16 protein-coding genes are annotated in these 19,489 nt (G+C 73.8%); all 16 read left to right on the top strand.

The window, feature by feature from the left end; translation table 11 throughout:
- Positions 1-4: 4 nt before the first annotated feature.
- The 16 genes from Sdia_RS21710 to Sdia_RS21635 all read left to right on the top strand — a co-directional run bounded on the left by Sdia_RS21710 (position 5) and on the right by Sdia_RS21635 (position 19,476).
- Positions 5-352, top strand: a complete 348-nt coding sequence (locus tag Sdia_RS21710) for an SAV_915 family protein (RefSeq protein WP_100453515.1) — start codon at positions 5-7, stop codon at positions 350-352.
- Entirely contained in the window at positions 345-1,805 is a 1,461-nt protein-coding gene (locus Sdia_RS21705) for a hypothetical protein (protein ID WP_115069203.1), read from the top strand. Before Sdia_RS21710 ends, Sdia_RS21705 begins: the two co-directional genes overlap by 8 nt.
- 27 nt (positions 1,806-1,832) lie before the next feature.
- On the top strand, positions 1,833-2,420 hold the full coding sequence (locus Sdia_RS21700) for a DUF3592 domain-containing protein (protein WP_100453517.1): 588 nt from the start codon (positions 1,833-1,835) through the stop codon (positions 2,418-2,420).
- Positions 2,421-2,570: 150 nt separating this feature from the next.
- A complete protein-coding gene (locus Sdia_RS21695; RefSeq protein WP_100453518.1) occupies positions 2,571-4,361 on the top strand; it encodes an ABC transporter transmembrane domain-containing protein in 1,791 nt (596 codons plus the stop codon).
- Positions 4,358-6,118 carry an ABC transporter ATP-binding protein gene (locus Sdia_RS21690; RefSeq protein WP_189499853.1) on the top strand — a complete coding sequence of 587 codons (1,761 nt, stop codon included), beginning with the start codon at positions 4,358-4,360 and terminating at the stop codon, positions 6,116-6,118. The genes Sdia_RS21695 and Sdia_RS21690 overlap by 4 nt, the downstream gene beginning before the upstream one ends.
- A gap of 256 nt (positions 6,119-6,374) precedes the next feature.
- Positions 6,375-7,358, top strand: a complete 984-nt coding sequence (locus Sdia_RS21685; protein ID WP_115069206.1) for an Lrp/AsnC family transcriptional regulator — start codon at positions 6,375-6,377, stop codon at positions 7,356-7,358.
- Between the two features lie 197 nt (positions 7,359-7,555).
- On the top strand, positions 7,556-8,491 hold the full coding sequence (locus tag Sdia_RS21680) for a polysaccharide deacetylase family protein (RefSeq protein WP_100453521.1): 936 nt from the start codon (positions 7,556-7,558) through the stop codon (positions 8,489-8,491).
- Entirely contained in the window at positions 8,488-9,795 is a 1,308-nt protein-coding gene (locus Sdia_RS21675) for an MFS transporter (RefSeq protein ID WP_100453522.1), read from the top strand. Before Sdia_RS21680 ends, Sdia_RS21675 begins: the two co-directional genes overlap by 4 nt.
- Positions 9,795-10,634, top strand: a complete 840-nt coding sequence (locus Sdia_RS21670; RefSeq protein WP_115069208.1) for an SDR family NAD(P)-dependent oxidoreductase — start codon at positions 9,795-9,797, stop codon at positions 10,632-10,634. Before Sdia_RS21675 ends, Sdia_RS21670 begins: the two co-directional genes overlap by 1 nt.
- Positions 10,631-12,838, top strand: a complete 2,208-nt coding sequence (locus Sdia_RS21665; protein WP_189499854.1) for a 2-dehydropantoate 2-reductase — start codon at positions 10,631-10,633, stop codon at positions 12,836-12,838. The genes Sdia_RS21670 and Sdia_RS21665 overlap by 4 nt, the downstream gene beginning before the upstream one ends.
- Before the next feature lie 275 nt (positions 12,839-13,113).
- Positions 13,114-13,521, top strand: coding sequence for a hypothetical protein (locus Sdia_RS21660; protein WP_100453525.1), 408 nt, complete (start codon positions 13,114-13,116; stop codon positions 13,519-13,521).
- Between the two features lie 265 nt (positions 13,522-13,786).
- Complete coding sequence (locus Sdia_RS21655) at positions 13,787-14,515, top strand: C39 family peptidase (RefSeq protein ID WP_100453526.1); 729 nt, start codon at positions 13,787-13,789, stop codon at positions 14,513-14,515.
- Positions 14,516-15,283: 768 nt separating this feature from the next.
- Complete coding sequence (locus Sdia_RS21650; RefSeq protein WP_100453527.1) at positions 15,284-16,573, top strand: ABC transporter substrate-binding protein; 1,290 nt, start codon at positions 15,284-15,286, stop codon at positions 16,571-16,573.
- A gap of 32 nt (positions 16,574-16,605) precedes the next feature.
- Complete coding sequence (locus Sdia_RS21645) at positions 16,606-17,541, top strand: carbohydrate ABC transporter permease (protein WP_100453528.1); 936 nt, start codon at positions 16,606-16,608, stop codon at positions 17,539-17,541.
- A gap of 13 nt (positions 17,542-17,554) precedes the next feature.
- Complete coding sequence (locus Sdia_RS21640) at positions 17,555-18,382, top strand: carbohydrate ABC transporter permease (RefSeq protein WP_100453529.1); 828 nt, start codon at positions 17,555-17,557, stop codon at positions 18,380-18,382.
- A gap of 89 nt (positions 18,383-18,471) precedes the next feature.
- Positions 18,472-19,476, top strand: a complete 1,005-nt coding sequence (locus Sdia_RS21635; RefSeq protein ID WP_100454322.1) for a LacI family DNA-binding transcriptional regulator — start codon at positions 18,472-18,474, stop codon at positions 19,474-19,476.
- Positions 19,477-19,489: the final 13 nt, after the last annotated feature.

Genomic DNA, 19,489 nt, shown 5'->3' with positions numbered 1-19,489 from the left:
TCGAATGGATTCGGCTCGGTCTCTTCAGGAAGCCCCGGACGTCCTGGTGGTCCCCACCATGGAGGACGTGCCCCGGGACGACGACGGCGCACCTCTGCTCGACGGCACCGTCGAGGTCATGCTCCTCCCGATGGAGGCCGAGTCCGGGGGGACCACCCTGGTCGCCCTGGCCTTCTCCACCGTCGCCGCCCTGGTCGACGCGATGGGCGAGGAGCAGGCGTGGGTGGCGATCCCCTCCGACAAGCTGGAGGGGGCGCTGGAGGGGTCGGGCGCCCAGGCGGTGCTGCTGGACCCGCAGCCCCCGCAGGACGAGGCCGGCACAAGTACCGCGGGGGGTGCGAAGAATGACTGACCCGAACTTCTCGGGGATCAACCCCGACAACCTCATGAAGACCATCACCAGCCTGGTCTCCGGCAGCAAGACCCTCCAGCAGGGCAAGAACTCCTACATCGGCCGCTTCCGCAAGTTCGGCCTGGAGACCACCCACCTGACCGAACTGGGCAAGATAGCCTCCTGGGTCGACGACGAACTGCCCATGCTGCGCCGCCGCCAGACCCTGGCCGCCGCCATGGAGTTCGAAGGTGTCGGGCCCAAGCCGCCCATGGTGCAGTTGCGCGAGCCGGTGTGGACGGTGAAGCAGGCGCACGCCGAGGGCAAGAAGCTCGCCGAGGAGGCCGAGGGCCTCGCGGAGATGGGCCCCGACGAGGCCGGACCCGCCTTCCACCGCATAGCCCAGGAGCTGGCCAAGCACGGCAAGGACCCCGACTTCGCCTCGGCCTTCTACGCCAACATGGACCCGGAGGTGGTCAACAACCTCCCCGTGGCGATCGCGGCGGCCGGTGCGCCGACCGCCAAGGAGGACGCCAAGATCTTCGGCACCGCCTTCACCGCCGCGGTCAGCGCCGAGAAGCCCGCCCCGGGCTTCCACAAGATCCTGGACATGTTCCACGGCGATCTGCCGGAGGACGAGCCCGGCGCCCTCTTCAACCGCGCGCTGATGCAGAACGACGACCCCGACCTGTGGGAGACCGGCTGGAAGCACCTCCAGAAGGCGATCACGGACCTCGGCGACCCGAAGGCGACCTGGACCGTGCACGCGGGTCTCGTCGCCGGCGTGATCGGCATCCAGTCGAACCTGGCGGACAAGTTCTGGAACGAGGCGGGCAAGTTCTCGCAGGCGGCGAAGGCCGCGTACGACCGGCGGATCAACGCCATGACCCCCGCCGACCGGGCCAAGTTCAAGAAGGAGACGCGCGCCAACGCCAAGGCGTCCAAGGCCGCCTCCCGACAGGCCGAGCGGCTCTTCGCCAAGTACGGCATGGGCTCGTTCTCCCGCCTGATGGAGCTGTCCGTCGGCGACTCCGCCCGCTGGCTCGCCGACAAGGTGCCGTACATCAAGGCGCCCGCGGGAGCCGTCAAGGGCGGCTGGATGGGCAAGGCCTTCCGGGCCGGCGGCCGGGTGCCGCTGGTCGGCTCGCTGCTCACCATCGGCGGCATCGCCTACGACATCAAGGTCAACGGGGCCGACACCGACGTGGCCGTCGCCTCCAACGTGGCCTCGCTCGGAGCCGGCATGGCGGGCACGTGGGCCGGTGTGGCGGGAGTGGCGGCCCTGGGCGGGCCGGTCGGCTGGGGCGTGGCGGCGGGCATCGTGGTCGGCGCGGGCCTCGGCTACGCCGCGTACTACGCGCTCAACACCGACACCGGCAAGAAGGCCGTCAAGGCCGTCACCAACACGGCCAAGGACATCGGCAAGGGCGTGGCAGGGGCGGCCAAGAAGGTCGGCGGCTGGCTGGGGTTTTGACGTACGGGGACGGAAGAGGCGAAGCACATGGCCGACAAGAACCAGCGCAAGAAGCGGCGCGACGACTACACGCCGCCCCCGAGATCCCGGAGCGATCTGGCACGCGAGCGGGAGTGGGAACGCGAACGACAGCGGGCGGCCCTGCCGCCGCTGCCGCAACGGCGGCTCATCGCCACGGTGTTGGCCATCGCTGCCCTGTGCGGTGGCGGCTTCCTCTTCTTCCTGCTCCCCTCCCAGGAGCGTGTGGCCGACCTGCGCGAGAACGGCGTCCTCGTTCTGGCGGAGGTCACCTCCGTCACGACGAACAAGTACGGCGAGGTGGGCAACGTCGGCGTGCGGTTCAGCGGCCCCGGGGGCCAGGTCGAGACGGAGCTCGTCGAATGGGGCGGGAAGCTGCCCGACGGGCTGCGGCAGGGAGCCCAGGTCCCGGTGACCTACGCCCCGGAGGACCCGAACCTGGTGATGACGACGGCGTGGGTCCAGGACCCGCCCGGCATGACGCTGCCCATGATCATCGCGCTGCTCCTCGCCCCGCTCGCGCTGCTGGCCGGGGTCCTCATGACCGTGCGGCGCCGGAAACTCCTGAAGGAGTACGCGCGGCTCGCCCCGGCCTGACCGCGCCACGCCGCACGTACGGGCGACAGGGCTCCGGGCGCCCGGACCCCGGCAGGGCGTGCGGGCGGCCGGTGCGCAGCCTGCCCTGAGCCCCGCCCACCGGCGGTCCGCCCGTCGGCCCTGTCCGCCCACCACCCGAGGACGGCCCCGATGACCCACGACCGCGAACGGCCCGGCCACAGACGCCGGGTGCCCTACGCCGACCCGGGCGAGCCGGATCACCGCAGCCCGCTCAGGTTCCTGTGGTGGCTGACGGTCAGCCAGCGGCGGCGGGTACTGGCGGGTTCCGTCTGGGGCACCGCCTGGATGTGCCTGCTCATCGCCCCGCCCTACCTGATGTCCCGGGCGGTCGACGACGGGCTGCGCGGCCGGGACGCCGGGGCGCTGCTCCTGTGGACGGGCGTCCTGCTCGCCACGGGCGCCGCCCTCGCGGTCCTCGGCATCCTGCGGCACCGCACCATGACCAGGGTGCGGGTGGACGCGGCCTACCGCACCGTGCAGGTGGTCACCCGGCACGTCACCCGCCTCGGCTCCGCCCTGCCCCGGCAGGTCTCCGCCGGCGAGCTGACCCACCTCCAGGCCGGGGACATCGGCAGGATCGCGCAGACCCTCACCGTCACGGGCCCCGGTGTGGGCGCGGCCGCCGCCTACGCCGTCACCGCCGTCCTGCTCCTGCGGGTCTCCGCCGTGCTCGCGCTGATCGTGCTGCTCGGGGTCCCCGCCCTCGCCCTGACCGCCGGCCCGCTGCTCGGCAGGCTGCACGGCGCCGAGGGCCGCTACCGCGAGGACCAGGGCCGGCTGACGGCGCTCGCCGGGGACATGGTGGCCGGGCTCAGCGTGCTCAACGGCATCGGCGGCAAACGCGTCTTCGCCGCACGCCACCGCGCGCGCTCGCGGGCCCTGGTCCCGCTCGGCTACCGCGTGGCTGCCCTCACCAGCTGGGTGCAGGCGCTCACCGCCTGCCTCCTCGTCGTCCTCCTCGCCGTGGTGACCTGGATCGGCGCCCGGATGGCGGCCGCCGGAACCATCACCGTCGGCGAACTGGTGGCGGTCTACGGCTACGTCTCCGCGCTGCTGGTGCCCGTCTCGGCGTTCATCGAGGGCGCCGACGACCTGCCCCGCGGCCTCGTCTCGGCCCGAAGGGTCGTCGACATCCTCGCCCTCGGCGCGCCCCCCGGCGCGGACGGCACCCGCGTCGACCCGCCGAAAGCTCCGGCCGGGCTGTACGACCCCGACTCGGGTCTCACCGTCGCCCCGGGCAGGCTGACGGCCCTGGCCGGCGCCCGCCCCGAGGAGGCGCGCGCCGTGGCCGAACGGCTCGCCGGGCACGGCGCGTCCGACGCCACCTGGGGCGGCGCCAGGCTCACCGACTGGGACCGCCGCGCCCTGCGGCGTCACATCCTCCTCGCCGACCACGACGCCCACCTGTTCGCGGGCCCCCTGCGGACCGTCCTCTCCGGCCGCACCGACCCGCCGGACGGCGCCGTCCGGCGGGCCCTCGAGGCGGCCGCCGCCACCGACATCGCCGACGCCCTTCCCGACGGCCTCGACAGCCACCTCGACGACCAGGCACGCGACGTCTCCGGCGGGCAGCGCCAGCGGCTGCGGCTGGCCCGGGCGCTGCTCGCCGGTCCCGAGGTGCTGCTGCTGGTGGAGCCGACCTCCGCACTCGACGCGCACACCGAGGCGGCCGTCGCCGCCCGCCTCGCCGCCCACCGCCGCGGCCGGACCACCCTCGTCGTCACCACCTCGCCCCTCGTCCTGGCCCAGGCCGACGAGGTGGTCCACCTGGAGGACGGCAGGGCCGGGGCCAGGGGGAGACACGGCGAACTGCTCACCACCCGGCCCGCCTACGCGGCCCTGGTGTTCCGCGGCGCCGCCCCAGGCGCCGAGGGCTCCACCGACCGGCCCCGGAAGCCCCTGGAGGGGGAGAACCGATGAACCGCCCCGCGCCCGCCCCCCGCCTGCCGGTCGCCGACGCCAGGACGGTACGCCGGGCCGTCCGGCACCTGGTGGCGGAGGACTCCCGCGCGGTCTGGGGGACCCTCGTGCTGACCTGCCTCGCCGCGCTCGCCGGAGCGGCGGGCCCCTGGCTCCTCGGCCGAATCGTCGACCAGGTCGAGGCGGGGGGCCTGTCGGCCTCGGGCATCGATCTCCTGGCCGCCGCCGTGCTGGCCTGCGCGGCGGCCCAGCTGCTGCTGACCCGCTGGGCCCGCGGCGTCTCCCACCGCTTCGGCGAGCGCGCCCTGGCCCGGCTGCGCGAGGAGGTGGTCGAGCGGGCGCTCGCCCTGCCCGGGCGGGTGGCGGACAAGGTGGGCACCGGCGACCTGGTCACCCGCGCGACCCTCGACGTCTCGACCGTCGCGGCCACCCTGCGCTCCGCGGCGCCGGACATCTTCGTCGCGGGCGTGCAGGCCGTCTTCCTGTTCGGTGCGATCTTCCTGCTCTCCCCGCTGCTCGGCCTCTGCTCACTGGCCGGGCTGCCGCTGGTCCTCGGGGTGAGCCGCTGGTACCTGGCCCGTTCCCGCGAGGCCTACCTCGCCGAGGGCGCGGCCGCCGGGGAGGTCTCCGAGATCCTCAGCGCCACCGCGCTGGGCGCCCGCACCGTGGAGGCGTACGGGCTGGGGGAGCGTCGCGGGCGCGTCCTGGACCAGGCCGTCGACACCACGTACCACGCGGGTGAGCGCACGCTCGCGCTGCGCTCGGTGCTCTTCCCGGTCACCGAGTTCGCGCACACCCTGCCGCTGGCGCTGATCCTGCTGGCCGGCGGGTTCGGGTACCTCGACGGGACGGTCTCGCTCGGCGCGGTGGTCGCCGCCGGCCTCTACATGTGGCAGCTCGTCGACCCGCTCGACCAGCTGCTCGTCTGGGTCGAACAACTCCAGCGCAGCGGCGCCTCGTTCGCGCGGATCAAGGGGGTCGGCCTGGTCGCCCGCCCGCAGGACACGCCGGTGGCGTCCCCCGCCGACGACCTCGTCGAGGCCCAGGACGTGCGGTACTCCTACCACCCCGGCCAGGAGGTCCTGAAAGGCGTACGGCTGACGGTGCGGCCCGGTGAGCGGCTCGCGGTGGTGGGCCGGTCCGGAGCGGGCAAGTCCACCCTCGGCAGACTGCTCGCCGGTGCGGACACCCCCGACAGCGGCAGTGTCCTGGTGGGCGGGGTCCCGGTCGCCGGCCTGGCCGCCGCCGGCGAGCTGGGCAACCGGGTCGTCCTCATCACCCAGGAGCACCACGTCTTCCTCGGCACCCTCCGCGACAACATGACCATGGCGGCGCCCGAGGCCGACGACGCGGCCGTGCTGGCCGCGCTGGCCCTGTTCGAGGCGGACTGGGTGGCCGGTCTGCCCGACGGCCTGGACACCACGCTGGGCCAGGGCGGGCACGCGCTCGACGCGGCCCAGGCGCAACAGCTCACCCTCGCCCGGGTGCAGCTGGCCGACCCGCACACGCTCATCCTGGACGAGGCCACCTCGCTGCTGGACCCGGCCACGGCCCGGCAGGCGGAGCGTGCCATGGCCGCGGTGCGCGCGGACCGCACCGTCATCGCCGTCGCCCACCGCCTCCAGACCGCACACGACGCCGACCGCGTCGCCGTCATGGACGAGGGCCGCGTGGTGGAGCTCGGGACGCACGAGGAACTGGTCGCGGCCGACGGCGTGTACGCGGCGCTGTGGCGGTCCTGGCGCGGCCAGGACTGACGGCCCGAGAGCGGCACACCCCTCCCCACCTGGGCGGCGGCACCGCACGTGGGGGAATTCCCGTATCCGCGCGGGGCGATCCTGCACACCGGGGCCGCGGCGTGGGAACGGGTCGATCTGCGGAATTCCCCTCCCTGGAACCCGCGCCGCGCGGGAGAACCGCCGGTGGGCGGAGAGCCGTGCAGGATTCCACCGTTGACGGGTTTCCCGGCCGGTGGTTAACGTCCGTGCCATGAGACCCCGCGCCCACGCAGGCATGATCGATGAGCTGGACCGCCGCGTCATCGCCGCGCTCCAGCTCAACGGCCGTGCCTCGTGGAACTCCGTCTCCCGCTGGGTGGGAGCGAGCGAGACCACCGCGCAGCGGCGCTACCAGGCGCTGCGTGAGCGGCGGCTCGTCCACGTGGTCGGCGCGGTGGAGCTGGACCGCACCGGGAGCGGCTCCTCCATGCTGGTGCGCGTGCACGCCAAGCCGGGCAAGGGCCTCGAACTCGCCGAGCTGCTGGCCGCCTGCCCGGAGACGCGGTTCCTCGCCGTCGTCACCGGCACGGCCGACCTGATCGTCGACTTCGTCGCCCGGGACAACGAGGAGCTGATGAGGCTGCTCTTCACCGACCTGCCGGGTGCCCACCTGATCACCGGCACCGAGTGCGTCGCCGTCATCCGCAGCTTCACCTCGGCAGCGATGTGGGACACCGGCCTGCTGCCCGCCGAGGCCGTCGCCGACCTGCGGCCCGCCACGCTCGCCCCACCGTGCGACCGTGACGACTGGGACCGGGCGCCACAAGCGCTCTCCGCTCTCGAACAGGCCGTCGCCGACGGCCTGGCCCAGGACGGCAGGCTGCCGGTCAGCGCCCTGGCGCGCCGGCTGGACCGCAGCGAGTCCAGCGTCTCGCGGGCGCTGGAGCGGCTCGTGGCACGCGGAGTCCTGCACTTCCGCACCCTGGTCGAGCCCGCGCTCCTCGGATACCAGGCCGAATTCATGGTCTGGCTGTCCATCGAGCCGGACCAGCTCGACGCCGCGGGCCGGCAACTCGCCCGGCACCCCGGCACCAAGTTCCTGGCCGCCGCCACCGGCCGGTTCAACCTGGTGGGGCACATGGTCCTGCCCCGCCGCACCGATCTGTTCCGCTACACCGGTGAGGTCATCGGTGCCCTGCCGGGGCTCAACGCCTCGGACGTCACCGTGCACCTCGCCACCCTGAAGGGCGCCTGGACCCGGCTGGACCAGGGCGCCTGACCCGCCCACCGGGCGAACCCTCCGCACCCCGCCGCCCCCGCGGCCGGCCGTACACCTCCGCACATCAGCACACCCGCATCCCGCGCACCGGGACTTCCGCGCACCCCGCGCACCGGCACGTCAGGCGTACGCCGACGGCCCTGTCAGCCGTCCCCGCACACCGGGCGCGCCCCCCTGAGCCCACACCGGAGAGCACCATGCCCACCACAGATCCGGAGACCACCACCCCGAGCTGGCAGTGGCCCGAGACCACCTGGCGCCGCCACGTCGACGCGGTCCGCGCCGGGCGCCCGCTGCGGCCGGAGCGCTGGCCGGACGGCGCCCGGGTCGCCGTCGCCCTGTCCTTCGACTCCGACCACGAGACGATCCCGCTCCGGGACGGACAGACCAGCCCCGGCCTGCTGGCACAGGGGGAGTACGGGGCCCGGGTCGGAGCACCGCGCGTCCTGGCGCTGCTCGCCCGCTTCGGGGTGCCGGCCACCTTCTTCATGCCCGCCGTCTCCGCGCTGCTGCACCCCGAGGAAGCCCGGGCCTACACCCGCGACGGCCACGAGATCGCCGTCCACGGCTGGATCCACGAACGCAACACGCTGCTCGCGGCCGAGGACGAGAAGGAACTGGTGGGCCGGGCGCTGGAGACCCTCACCGAGATCACGGGAGAGCGGCCCACCGGCATCCGCACCCCGTCCTGGGACTTCTCCGACTCGACCCTGGACACCATCCTCGACCTCGGCTTCGCCTACGACTCCTCGCTCATGGCCGACGACGAGCCCTACGAGATCCTCGCCGGGGGCCGGCCCACCGGGCTCGTGGAGATCCCGGTCGACTGGATCCGCGACGACGCGCCGTACTTCACCATGGACCGCTACGGCGCCGTCCGCCCGCACAGCCGCCCCCGGGACGTGCTGGAGATCTGGCGGGACGAGTTCGACGCCGCCTACCGCTCCGGCGGCGTCTTCCAGCTCACCCTGCATCCGCACGTCATCGGCCACCGCTCGCGCCTGACCGTGCTGCGCGAACTGCTGGACCACATCTGCGCCCACCCCGGCGTCTGGTACGCCACCCACGCGGATCTGGCCCGGGCCGTCCGGACGGCCCCTCCCGCCCACGAGATCCCGGAGCACACCTCATGAGCACCGAGCCCCGCACGGCCCCCGCCCCGGGCACCGCGCACAGACTGACCGGCAGGCAGCGCAAGGCCATCGTCGCCGGCACCATAGGCAACACCGTGGAGTGGGTCGACTGGGCCCTCTACTCGATCTTCGCCAAGATCATCGCCGACGAGTTCTTCCCCTCCGGCAACGAAGCGGTCGCTCTCCTCTCCACGCTGGCCGTCTTCGCCGTCGGCTTCGTCATGCGGCCCGTCGGCGCGGCCGTCCTCGGTGTCTACGCCGACCGCCACGGCCGCAAGAAGGGCATGACCCTGACGGTCGGGCTGATGGCCGGCGCCGCCTTCGTCATCGCCCTGACCCCGAGCTACGAGACCATCGGGTTCCTCGCCCCGCTGGTGCTGCTCGTCGCCCGGCTGGTCCAGGGCTTCTCCGCCGGCGGCGAGTTCGGCTCCTCCTCGGCCTTCCTCGTCGAGTCCGCCGCCAGGGGACGCCGCGCCTTCGCCGGGTCCTGGCAGCAGGTCTCCGTCGCCGGCGGCGTGCTGATCGCCTCCCTGCTGGGCACCCTCACCACCTCCCTGCTCAGCGACGAGACCCTGCACGCCTGGGGATGGCGCATCGCCTTCGTCATCGGCGGACTCCTCGGGCTGGTCGGCCTCTGGCTGCGGGTCTCGGTGGAGGACACCGACTCCTTCACCCGCGCCCAGGGCTCGGGCCGCACCCGCTCCAATCCGCTGAAGGCGATGTTCGTCGAGCACCCCGGCGCCGCGCTGCGGGTGGCCGGCATCACCATCGCGGGCACCCTCACGTACTACATCTGGGTCAACTACCTCCCGACGTACGCCAATCTCACCACCGGCATCCCGCTCAGCACCGCCCTGCTCTCCCAGACGCTGTGCCTGGTCGTCTTCGTCGTGCTGCTGCCCTTCGTCGGCCTGCTCTCCGACCGGCTCGGCCGCAAGCCGACGATGGCCGCCTTCGCGGGCGGGTTCGTGGTACTGGCCTGGCCGCTGCTGCACCTGCTGGACGACAGTTTCCTCAGCCTCTTCCTGGTGCAGCTGACCGGGATGCTGCTGATCCTCGGCTACTCCGCCAACTGCGCCGTCATCATGGCCGAGCAGTTCCCCGCCGAGATCCGCGCCACCGGGATCGCCCTGCCGTACGCGCTGGCCGTCGCCCTCTTCGGCGGCACCGCCCCGTACCTCACCACCTGGATGCACGGGAGCGGTCACAGCGACCTGTTGTGGCTGTACGTCGCCGGCGCGTCGCTGATCTCCTTCCTCGTCTACGTGACGATGCCGGAGACGAAGGACAAGGAGTTCCACTGATGCGCCACGTCCTCGTCACCGGCGCGGCCGGCGGCATCGGCCGGGCGATCGCCGCGCAGTTCGCCGCGCAGGGCGCCGTCCTGACCCTGGCCGACCGCGACCGCGCCCCGCTCGACGACCTCGCCGCCCACCTCGCCGCCACCGCCTCCGCCACCGGGGTGCTCACCGCCGACCTGACCGCCGCCGACGCCCCGGAAGAACTGGTCCGCCGGGCGTGGGCGGCGCGGGGACCGGTGGACGTGCTGGTCAACGCGGCCGGCGTCTACCCGTCCCTCGACATGGCCGAGCTGACCGCCGAGGCGTGGGACCGCCTCTTCGCCGTCAACCTGCGCGCCCCGGTGCTCGCCACCGCCGCCTACGCGCGACTGGCCGCCGCACGCGGTGAGGGCGGCACGGTCGTCAACATCTCCTCCGGCTCGGCCCTGCGCGCCCGTCCCGGCGGCGGCCCCTACGCCAGCTCCAAGGCCGCCCTGGAGATGGCGACCCGGGCCGCCGCCCTCGAACTGGGCGCCCACGGCATCCGGGTCAACGCCGTCAGCCCCGGGTTCGTCCCGGTCGACAGCGCCTGCAACCCGGTGTCCGAGCAGTACGCCGCCGCCATCGGGGCCAACCCCCTCGGCCGGCCGGGCAGCCCCGAGGACATCGCCCGCGCGGTCCGCTGGATCGCCGGACCCGAGGCCTCCTGGATCACCGGCGAGATCCTGCGCGTCGACGGCGGCTCGGGCACCGGCGCCCTCCACCTGCCCCGCATCTGGCCCCCCGCCACCGGGCCGGCCGACGCCCCCGCCCGGCCCGCCACGTCCGCACCCGCCGACGCCACGAAGGGACACCCCGCATGAGCAGCACCGACATCTACACCGTGGTCGGAGGCGGGGCCATCGGCGGAACGCTCGCCTTCAGCCTCGCCCGGGCGGGCCACCGGGTCCGGCTCGTCGACACCGACGCCGCCCACGTCGCCGCCGTCCGCGCGCACGGACTGACCGTCGCCCGGGGCGAGCACCGAGAGAGCGTACGCGTCGAGGCGGTCACCCCCGAGGAGTGCGACGCCACCCTCGGCCGTGTCCTGCTGGCCGTCAAGGCCCAGGCCACCGGCGCCGCCCTCGACTGGATCGAGCCCCGGCTCGCCCCGGACGGCTGGGTCGTTTCACTCCAGAACGGGTTCAACGAGGAACCGATCGCCCAGCGGATCGGCGCCGGACGCACCGTCGCCGCCTTCGTCAACATCTTCGCCGACGTGGTCGAACCCGGGGTGATCATGGACGGCGGCGCCGGGGCCCTGGTGATCGGCGAGCGCCGCGGCGCGCCCGTCTCCGACCGCGTCCGCTCCCTCGTCGACGACCTGCGGAGCTGGGGGCCCGCCGTGGCCGACGACAACGTCGAGGGATACCTCTGGGCCAAGGCGGGCTTCGGCGCCATGCTGGCCGCCACCGCGCTGGCCGACGCCCCCATGGCCGAGCTGATCGACCGCCACCCCGCGACGATGGCGGCCGTCGCCGCCGAGGTCTTCTCCGTGGCCGACGCGCTCGGCGTCACCCTGGAGGCGTTCGACGCCTTCGAGCCGCACGCGTTCCTCAGGGACGCGAGCGAGGAGACCCGCCGTGCCGCCACCGCCCGTCTCACCGCCTGGCTGCGCACCCAGGCCAAGGACCGCAGCGGCATCTGGCGCGATCTGGCGGTCCGCCGCCGCCCGGTCGAGGTGACCACCCACTACGCCGAGGTCTTCGCCGAGGCCGGACGCCACGGCGTGGCCACCCCGGTCCTGCGCGCCGTCATCGCCCAGCTGCGCGAGCTGGAAGGCGACCCCGGCCTGATGACCGAGGCCCGGCTGGACGCCCTGGACGGGCTGGCCGCCGGCGGCCGGAGCACGTTCGGCGACGTGGCCGCCCCCGGCGCGGAGCAGGCGGCCGCCGTACGGGACTGGCTGGCGGCCCACCGCGAGGAGATGGTCGCCGACCTGGCCGAGTACACCTCCCAGGAGAGTGCCAGCGACGACCTCGAAGCGCTCGACGCCTGCCTCACCTGGGTACGCCACTGGCTCGACGGTGCCCTGGGCGCCCCGGCGGACGAGGAGATACGGCCCCGCGCGGAGGCCGGCGACCTCATGGTCCGCCGCTACCCGGGGACCGGCGCCCGCCCCGTCCTGCTGCTGGGCCACTACGACACGGTCTGGCCCACCGGCACCCTGGCCCACTGGCCCTTCCGGCGCGACGGCGACCGGATCACCGGCCCCGGCGTCTTCGACATGAAGGCGGGACTGGTCCAGGCGGTGTGGGCCCTGAAGGCGCTGGACGCGCTCGGGCTGGCCCGCCCGGCCTGCACCCTCCTGCTCAACGGCGACGAGGAGACGGGCAGCCTCGCCTCCAGCGACGCCATCGTCGCCGAGGCGCGCGAGAGCCGGGCCGCCCTGGTCTTCGAGGCGGCGGCCGACGGCGCCGTGAAGACGGCCCGCAAGGGGGTCGGCCTCTTCACCGTCACCGTCACCGGCCGGGAGGCGCACGCCGGACTCGACCCGGAGGCCGGAGCCAGCGCGACCGAGGAACTGGCCCACCAGATCCTCCGCCTCGCCGCACTGCGCGACCCGGCGGCGGGCACCTCCCTCAACACCGGCGTGATCGAGGGCGGTACGCGCAGCAACGTGACCGCCGGCCGGGCCACCGCCCGGCTCGACGTCCGGGTGGCCACCGCCGCCGAGCAGGAGCGGATCGGCGCCGCGCTGGCCGCGCTGCGGCCCGTCGACCCGCGTACGGCCGTCGAGGTCTCCGGCGGCTGGAACCGCCCGGTCTTCGAACGCACCGCCCCGGTCGCGGAGCTGGCGGACCTCGCCCGCAGGTGCGCGGCGCCGCTCGGCCTCGACCTGCGCGAGGCGGCGGTGGGCGGCGCCAGCGACGGCAACTTCGTCGTCGCCGCGGGCGTCCCCGTGCTGGACGGTGTCGGGGCGGTCGGCTCCGGGGCGCACGCCCGCTCCGAGAACACCTCCGTCAACGGCATGGTGGAGCGCGCGGCCCTGACGGCGACGGTCCTCGCCGCCCTGGCCGGGAGCTGAGGGCCCCTCATCCTCCCGGGTGAATTCCCTCCGTGCGGAACCCCTCCCGCATCCGCGGTTTCACCGTACGGGCACGTCAAAACCTGCCCCTGCGAGGGCCGTTGGGTGTTGATGAAACGGCTTGCCGCGGGTGCCGGAGCTGGGGAAGGATGCGGGGCGTTCCTCAGGAACGCCTCCCGGCCAGGGTGAGCGCTGTCGGCCTCCGGGGTCCTTCCCGTGAGCGGAGAACGGCGCCCCGGGAAAGGGAGGACACGCCCGCTCGAAAGGAATGGGCCATGCGCCTCGCCCGTCCGCTGTCCCTCTTCGCCGCCGTCTGGATCGCCCTCGCGGGTGCCGCGGCCACCGCCGCCGCGGCACCCGCGCCCGCCCGCGCCTCCGGGACCGCGGCCGCCGGCAGCGGCTACGCCGCACCGACCATGCTCCACTGCAAGCTGAACGTCCGCTCCGGCACCAAGTCCTCCGCGACCGTGCTCCGCACGCTGTACAACCGGAACGGCAACTGTCCGGGCAAGGGCGGCCACGACTCCGTCCCCTGCTGGCTGAACAAGTGCGGCGGCATCACGGCTGGGGGAAGCTACACCTGCCAGTCGGGAGGGAAGTCGTACAAGAGCTGGCTGCCCGTCAAGCACAACGGGAAGCGCGCCTGGGTCGCTGTCAAGTGCGGGACGTACGTGACCCCTTGAGTCACGCGCGAGCGGCGCGGCCATGGAGGGGGGGGGGAAGGGCGGAGGGCCCGCCCTTCCCCCCGCTGCCGTTCGTGTCGCGTCTTTTGCGGGACCGGCCACCGTCACGCGGCTTGCCTGCCCCCATCCGCGGGCCCCTCGGGAGCCGAACGGTGGGCCCGGTGGGCCCGGTGGGCCCTTCCGGGCCCCCGGGATCGGGTGACATGCTCATGACTTTCACCATGTCCCCCCACGGACATTCCCCCCACGAAGGAAGGACGCTCCCATGCGGAGAAGATCTTTCGCCACCGCGCTCGCGCTCGGGGCCACCGGCGCCCTGCTGACCACCGGCACCGCGCGGGCGGCGGGCCCGGCCGGCCGCCAGGTGGCGCCGCTGCCGCCGAGTCCCGCCCACCCGAACGGCATCCAGGTCGAGACCGAGGTCGTCGGCCGGACCCGCGGCGCCTTCCCGACGCTGCGGACCAAGGAGGTGCACACCCAGGGGGAGCACGTCCTCTCGGTGGAGTACCAGGTCCAGGAGACCGCGTACTGGTGCGGCCCCGCCGCCACCCGCTGCGCCCTCTCGGCCCGGGTCGCCGCTCCGAGCCAGGCCGCCCTGGCCGCCGAACTCGGCACCCACACCGGTGGCACCGACCACATCGGCCAGGTCACCGGGGTGCTCAACTCCCGCATCGACGTCGGCCAGTACTTCACCCGCGAGATGCCCGACGACCCGCCCACCCAGGCGCAGGTGGACCTGCTGTGGTCGGACGTCGTCGACGACATCGACCACAACTACGCGGTCGTCGCCAACATCGTGGCCCCGCCCGGCAACCAGCCGCCCGGCTACCCGGCGGACCAGACCGTGTACCACTACTTCACGGTCATCGGCTACGACACCGACTACAACACGGTGCTGATCGCGGACTCGGCCTCCTTCAACGGCTGGCAGATCTACTGGCTGGACTTCTCCCAACTGGCCTCCCTGATCCCGCCGAAGGGCTACTCGGCCTGACCCGCCGCGCCCGCCCCGCCGTCCCGCCGCGCCGTCTCCGGCCGCGGCCCCCGGAGGGCGGTGGGGCGGGCCGGGTCGTGCTCCGCCCCGTGCGGGGACGTGCCGCGCCGTTCCGTCCGGCGGCCGGGCGCCCGGCCCCGTGAGCCCCGCGCGCAGAACACCCCGCGGCTGACCGGGCCCCGAGCCTCCGCGTGGAAGAACGCGAGCGTCCCGGCGGCCCCGAGGGTCCCCGCCGGGCTCTCCCGTCACTGCGGCCCTCTCCTCCCGCTGCCAGGTGTCTCACCCTGTTCCCGGCCGGTGGCGGGCGTACGCCGTGGGCGAACGGGGTCCGAGGCGGCGCGCGGCCTCGTTACCGGTGCGCGTACCCGGTCATGCGGAGCATGTCTCCCGGCACTCACAGGGCACCCTTCGCGGCGGCAGCGCGCGGTGAGCGGTGCTGGGCGGCGGCAATGGGGGAGTGCGGTCTCCAGGCCGTGTGCGTCTGTCCCGGGGTCCGCCGGCAGGCGGCGCCCGCATCGCCGCCGAGTGCCCTCGCCGGCGTCGGCGCCTCGTCGTCCGGGCTGGGGCTCAGGGCGGCGAGGCCGAGGCGGCACCCCCGGGCAGCCGCCGGACTCCGGCGCGCGAGGTGTCCCACATGCCCCGAATGCCGGGACATTCGCCCTGCGCAACCAGGGGTTGACCGATAAGCCATGGGTCTCTAGGTTTCTCGCAACCTGCTGGTATATCGATTAACCAGCGCCGTCGCCCCTTGGTTGGAGACATCTCGCTGTGCGCTCACCTCTGAGCCGGCGCGGCTTTCTCGCCGCAGGCTCCGGCCTCGCCGCCGCCACCGCCTTCCCGGCCCTCTCCGGGTGTGCCTCCCTGGACTCGTCCGACGCCGATCCCGGGACCCTGGTCGTCCACACCCAGCTCGGCACCACCGCGCCGGGGTCGCCCACCTACCGGGCACTGGTCAAGGAGTTCCACGCGGAACACCCCGGTCTGCGGATCAGGAACCTGGTCAACGGCGACGACCTCCCGCAGGTGTACGAGACCTCGCGGCTGGCCCGCAAGGAGCCGGACGTCGTGATGGTCAACCTGTACGACAAGACGCTGGCGTGGACCGAGCTGGGGGCGACCCTCGACGTGAAGGGGTACCTGGACGACTGGGGACTGCGCGAGCGGGTGCTGCCCGCCGCGCTCGAGGAGTGGACCGACGAGGAGGGGCGCCTGCGCGCCTTCCCCTACTTCGCCGCCAACTGGCCCGTCGCCTTCAACACCACCCTGCTCGAGCGCGCCGGGGTCGGCTCGGTGCCCACCACCGGCGACCAGCTCATCGGCGCCGCCCGCAGGCTGCGGGCGAAGGGCATCGCCCCGGTGACCGTCGGCGGCAACGACTGGACCGGGCAGAAGCTGCTCGCCCAGATCATCCAGACCTTCCTCACCCCCGAGGAGGCGCGGAAGGTCTACGCCACCGGCGACTTCGGCGGCCGCGGGGCGCGCGAGGGCATCGACTACTTCGTCCAGCTGCGGGACGCCGGTGTCTTCGCCGACAAGGCGCAGGGGCTCACCTCGGACACCATGACCACGCAGTACAACACGGAGGCAGCCGCGATCCAGTCCGCGATGTCCTCCGCGCTGGCGAAGGTCCCGGAGAGGACCGCCGCGCACAGCGAGGTCGGCGGCTGGCCGCTGGCCCCGGGAGCGGCCCACGCCAGGCCCACCATCATGCGGTCGTACACCCTCATCGGCTTCTGGATCAGCCCCAACGGGGCGAAGAAGATCTCCGCGGTCGAGAAGTTCCTGCGGTTCATGTACCGGCCCGAGTCGGTCTCGCGCTTCATCACCGAGAGCGGGCGGGACATGGCCCTGGAGACCGACACCGTCAGCAAGGACTTCCCCCTGGTGGCGGCGGCGCAGCGGCTCGGTGACGAGGTGGGCCAGGTGCTCCTGCCCGACCTGTACGTCCCGCCGACGGCCACCCAGCCGCTGATCACGGCGACCAGCACCGCCTTCACCCGCGGCACCAGCGCGGCCACCGTGCGCTCCGCCCTCGAATCCGCCTACCGCACGGGCTGATCCCGCGCGCCCGAGTCCCGAGGGGATTCCCCATGACGTCGCTCTCGTCCGCACCGGCCGGCGCCCCCGCCGCCCGGAGCACCCCGCCGCCCCCCGGCCGCGCGCCCCGCCGCAAGCAGGGCGGAGTCGTCCTCGCCGTCCCGGCACTGGCCTGGTACCTGATCTTCATGGTCGGCCCGCTGGTCGCCATCTTCGTCATCGCCGTCCTGCACTGGCCGGGCATGCTCCAGCCGGTCTCCTACGCCGGGCTCGGCAACGTGCGCACGGTCCTGGCCGACCCCGTCTTCGCGGACGCGGTGGTCAACACCGGTATCCAGCTCGCCGTCGCGCTGCCGCTGATGATCGTCGGCGCGTACATGCTGGGCTACTACGTCGCGCAGCGGCCGCCGGGCCACCGGTTCCTGCGCTACCTGCTCTTCATTCCCGGCCTGATCTCCACCCCGGCCAAGGCGATGGTCTTCTACGCCGTCCTGTCGCCCGACGGCCTGTTCAACGGGGCGCTGGACAAGGCCGGCCTCGGATCGCTGACCGACGCCTGGCTCGCCTCGCCCTCCACCGCGCTCGCCTGCCTGATCGTGCTGGACGTGTGGAGCGGCATCGGGTTCACCGCCGTCCTCTTCGCCGCCCGGCTGGGCAGCGTGCCGGACGAGGTCGGAGAGGCTGCCCAGCTCGACGGGGCCGGGCACTGGCGGGCCATGTGGCGCATCCACTTCCCGATGATCCGCGACTTCGTCGGCGTCGTGACGATGCTCCAGTTCCTGTGGACCCTGTTCGGGTCGGCGCAGCACGTCCTGCTGCTCACCCAGGGCGGGCCGGGCTCCTCCTCCACGACCCTCTCCTTCCTCGTCTACCAGAAGGCGTTCATCGCGGCCGACCTCGGCTACAGCCAGACCGTGGGCGTGTTCCTGTTCCTGGTCGGCCTGGCCGGGCTGCTGACCATCCGTCGTGTCTTCCGCCAGAACTACTGATCGGAGCGGTCCCATGAAGTTCGGAAGGTCCTGGCTGCCGGCCCATCTCCTCGCCTGGCTGTACGCGGCGCTGCTCCTCGTCCCCCTCTACTACCTGCTGGTCTCGGCGTTCAAGACCAACGACCAGATCTTCGGCTCACCGTTCGCCCTGCCGTCCTCGCTCTCCCCGCACAACTTCACCGAGGCCTTCACCTCGGCCGACCTGGGGGCGGCGGTCCTCAACTCCGTCCTGGTGACGGCGCTGGCCCTCGCGCTGACCCTGGGTCTCGCGATCCCGGCGGCCTTCGCCCTCGCCCGTTCGGAGGGGCGGCTCGGGGCGTTCGTGGAGCGGGTCTTCTCCCTCGGCTTCCTCGTGCCCACGTTCGCCGCGCTCTTCCCCACGTTCCTGCTGGCGGCCGCGACCGGCCTGTTCCACACCCGGGCCTTCATCGTGCTGTTCCTGCCCGCCACGGCGATGCCGCTGTCGGTGGTGATCCTGGTGCAGTTCATGCGGACCATCCCGCGCGAGATGGAGGAGGCGGCCCGCATGGACGGTGCGTCCACCTTCGCCGTGCTGCGCCACGTGTACACCCCGATGTGCATGCCGGGCATCGCGACGATCCTGCTGCTGAACTTCCTGACCTTCTGGAACGAGTACCTCTACTCGCTCGTCATCATCGGCCCCGACCCCGGCCTGCGGACCGTGCAGGTGGCGCTGCCCACGCTCAAGTCCCTCACCGGCACCGACTACGGCATCCTGACCGCGGGCACGGTGCTCACCCTGGTCCCGGTCTGGGCGGTGTACACCGTGCTGCAGAAGCGTATGCAACAGGCACTCGTCAGCGGGGCGGTGAAGATGTGAAGGAACGTCTCAAGGGGCAACCGGGCCGACGCGCGCCCGGCCGGCCGGCGGGAGCCTCCGGCGACGGGGCGCGGCCGACCATCAAGGCGGTGGCCGCGGCGGCGGGGGTCTCCACGGCCACGGTCTCCCAGGCGGTCAACGGAACAGGGCGCATATCGGAGGGGACCCGCCGCCGGGTCCTGGCGGCGGCGGCCGAACTGGGCTGGTCGCCCAGTGCCTCGGCGACCGCGTTGCGGCGGGCCAGGACCCGGACGATCGCGCTGGTGGTGCGCCGCCCGACGGACGTCCTGGGCGCCGACCCCCACTTCAGCGAACTGATCACCGGACTGGAGGGCCAACTGGCCCCCCGAGGCTACGGTCTGCTGCTGCACCTGGTCCCCGACCTGGCCGAGGAGAGCGCGCTGTACGAACGGCTCGTCGCCGAGGGCCGGATCGACGGCGCCGTGCTGACCGATGCCCGCGCCGACGACCCGCGCCCCGCGCTGCTCAAGGGCCTCGGGCTGCCCGCCGTCCTGCTCGGCGCGCCCGACCCGGCCGCGCCGGTGCCCGGGGTGGGACTCGGGCAGCAGGACGCGGGCGTCCGGGAGGCCGTCGCCCACCTGCTGCGACTCGGACACCGGCGGATCGCCTACGTCGCGGGCCCGGCGGACCTGGTGCACTCCGGTGTGCGGCGGGCGGCGTTCGAGCAGGCGCTGGCCGAGGCGGGGCTGCGGCCCGCGGCCGTCAGGCACACCGACTTCACCGAGGAGGCCGCCGTGACCGTCACCGCCGAACTCCTCGCCCGCCCCGACCGGCCGACCGCCCTGGTCTTCCCCAACGACTCCATGGCCGTCTGCGGGATGGGCGCGGCCCAGCGCGCGGGACTGCGGGTCCCCGAGGACGTCTCCGTGGTCGGCTACGACAACCTGCCGCTCGGCCGGTGGCTGCACCCCCGCCTCACCACCGTGGACCAGCAGGTCCAGCGGGTCGGCGCGGCGGCCGCCCTCACCCTGCTCGACGGCTGCGGCGAGCAGGTCCCGGCGCCGCTCCTGGACGGCCGGCCGCGCCTGGTCGTACGGGAGTCGAGCGGCCCGGCCCCCGCCGGCCGGTCATGACCCCGGCACCGCG

Origin of the sequence: Streptomyces diastaticus subsp. diastaticus, from assembly GCF_011170125.1 — a bacterium.
Taxonomy (GTDB): domain Bacteria; phylum Actinomycetota; class Actinomycetes; order Streptomycetales; family Streptomycetaceae; genus Streptomyces; species Streptomyces diastaticus.
Note: the sequence above shows the minus strand (reverse complement) of the source record. Positions and strands in the feature narration are given on the sequence as shown.

What these genes read in the sequence shown, in the direction of transcription:
- Sdia_RS21675 (WP_100453522.1), top strand. Translation starts at nt 8,488, where the DNA reads ATGAGCACCGAGCCCCGCACGGCCCCCGCCCCGGGCACCGCGCACAGA.
- Sdia_RS21680 (WP_100453521.1), top strand. Translation starts at nt 7,556, where the DNA reads ATGCCCACCACAGATCCGGAGACCACCACCCCGAGCTGGCAGTGGCCC.
- Sdia_RS21670 (WP_115069208.1), top strand. Translation starts at nt 9,795, where the DNA reads ATGCGCCACGTCCTCGTCACCGGCGCGGCCGGCGGCATCGGCCGGGCG.
- Sdia_RS21700 (WP_100453517.1), top strand. Translation starts at nt 1,833, where the DNA reads ATGGCCGACAAGAACCAGCGCAAGAAGCGGCGCGACGACTACACGCCG.
- Sdia_RS21665 (WP_189499854.1), top strand. Translation starts at nt 10,631, where the DNA reads ATGAGCAGCACCGACATCTACACCGTGGTCGGAGGCGGGGCCATCGGC.
- Sdia_RS21660 (WP_100453525.1), top strand. Translation starts at nt 13,114, where the DNA reads ATGCGCCTCGCCCGTCCGCTGTCCCTCTTCGCCGCCGTCTGGATCGCC.
- Sdia_RS21685 (WP_115069206.1), top strand. Translation starts at nt 6,375, where the DNA reads ATGATCGATGAGCTGGACCGCCGCGTCATCGCCGCGCTCCAGCTCAAC.
- Sdia_RS21695 (WP_100453518.1), top strand. Translation starts at nt 2,571, where the DNA reads ATGACCCACGACCGCGAACGGCCCGGCCACAGACGCCGGGTGCCCTAC.
- Sdia_RS21690 (WP_189499853.1), top strand. Translation starts at nt 4,358, where the DNA reads ATGAACCGCCCCGCGCCCGCCCCCCGCCTGCCGGTCGCCGACGCCAGG.
- Sdia_RS21645 (WP_100453528.1), top strand. Translation starts at nt 16,606, where the DNA reads ATGACGTCGCTCTCGTCCGCACCGGCCGGCGCCCCCGCCGCCCGGAGC.
- Sdia_RS21655 (WP_100453526.1), top strand. Translation starts at nt 13,787, where the DNA reads ATGCGGAGAAGATCTTTCGCCACCGCGCTCGCGCTCGGGGCCACCGGC.
- Sdia_RS21640 (WP_100453529.1), top strand. Translation starts at nt 17,555, where the DNA reads ATGAAGTTCGGAAGGTCCTGGCTGCCGGCCCATCTCCTCGCCTGGCTG.
- Sdia_RS21705 (WP_115069203.1), top strand. Translation starts at nt 345, where the DNA reads ATGACTGACCCGAACTTCTCGGGGATCAACCCCGACAACCTCATGAAG.
- Sdia_RS21710 (WP_100453515.1), top strand. Translation starts at nt 5, where the DNA reads ATGGATTCGGCTCGGTCTCTTCAGGAAGCCCCGGACGTCCTGGTGGTC.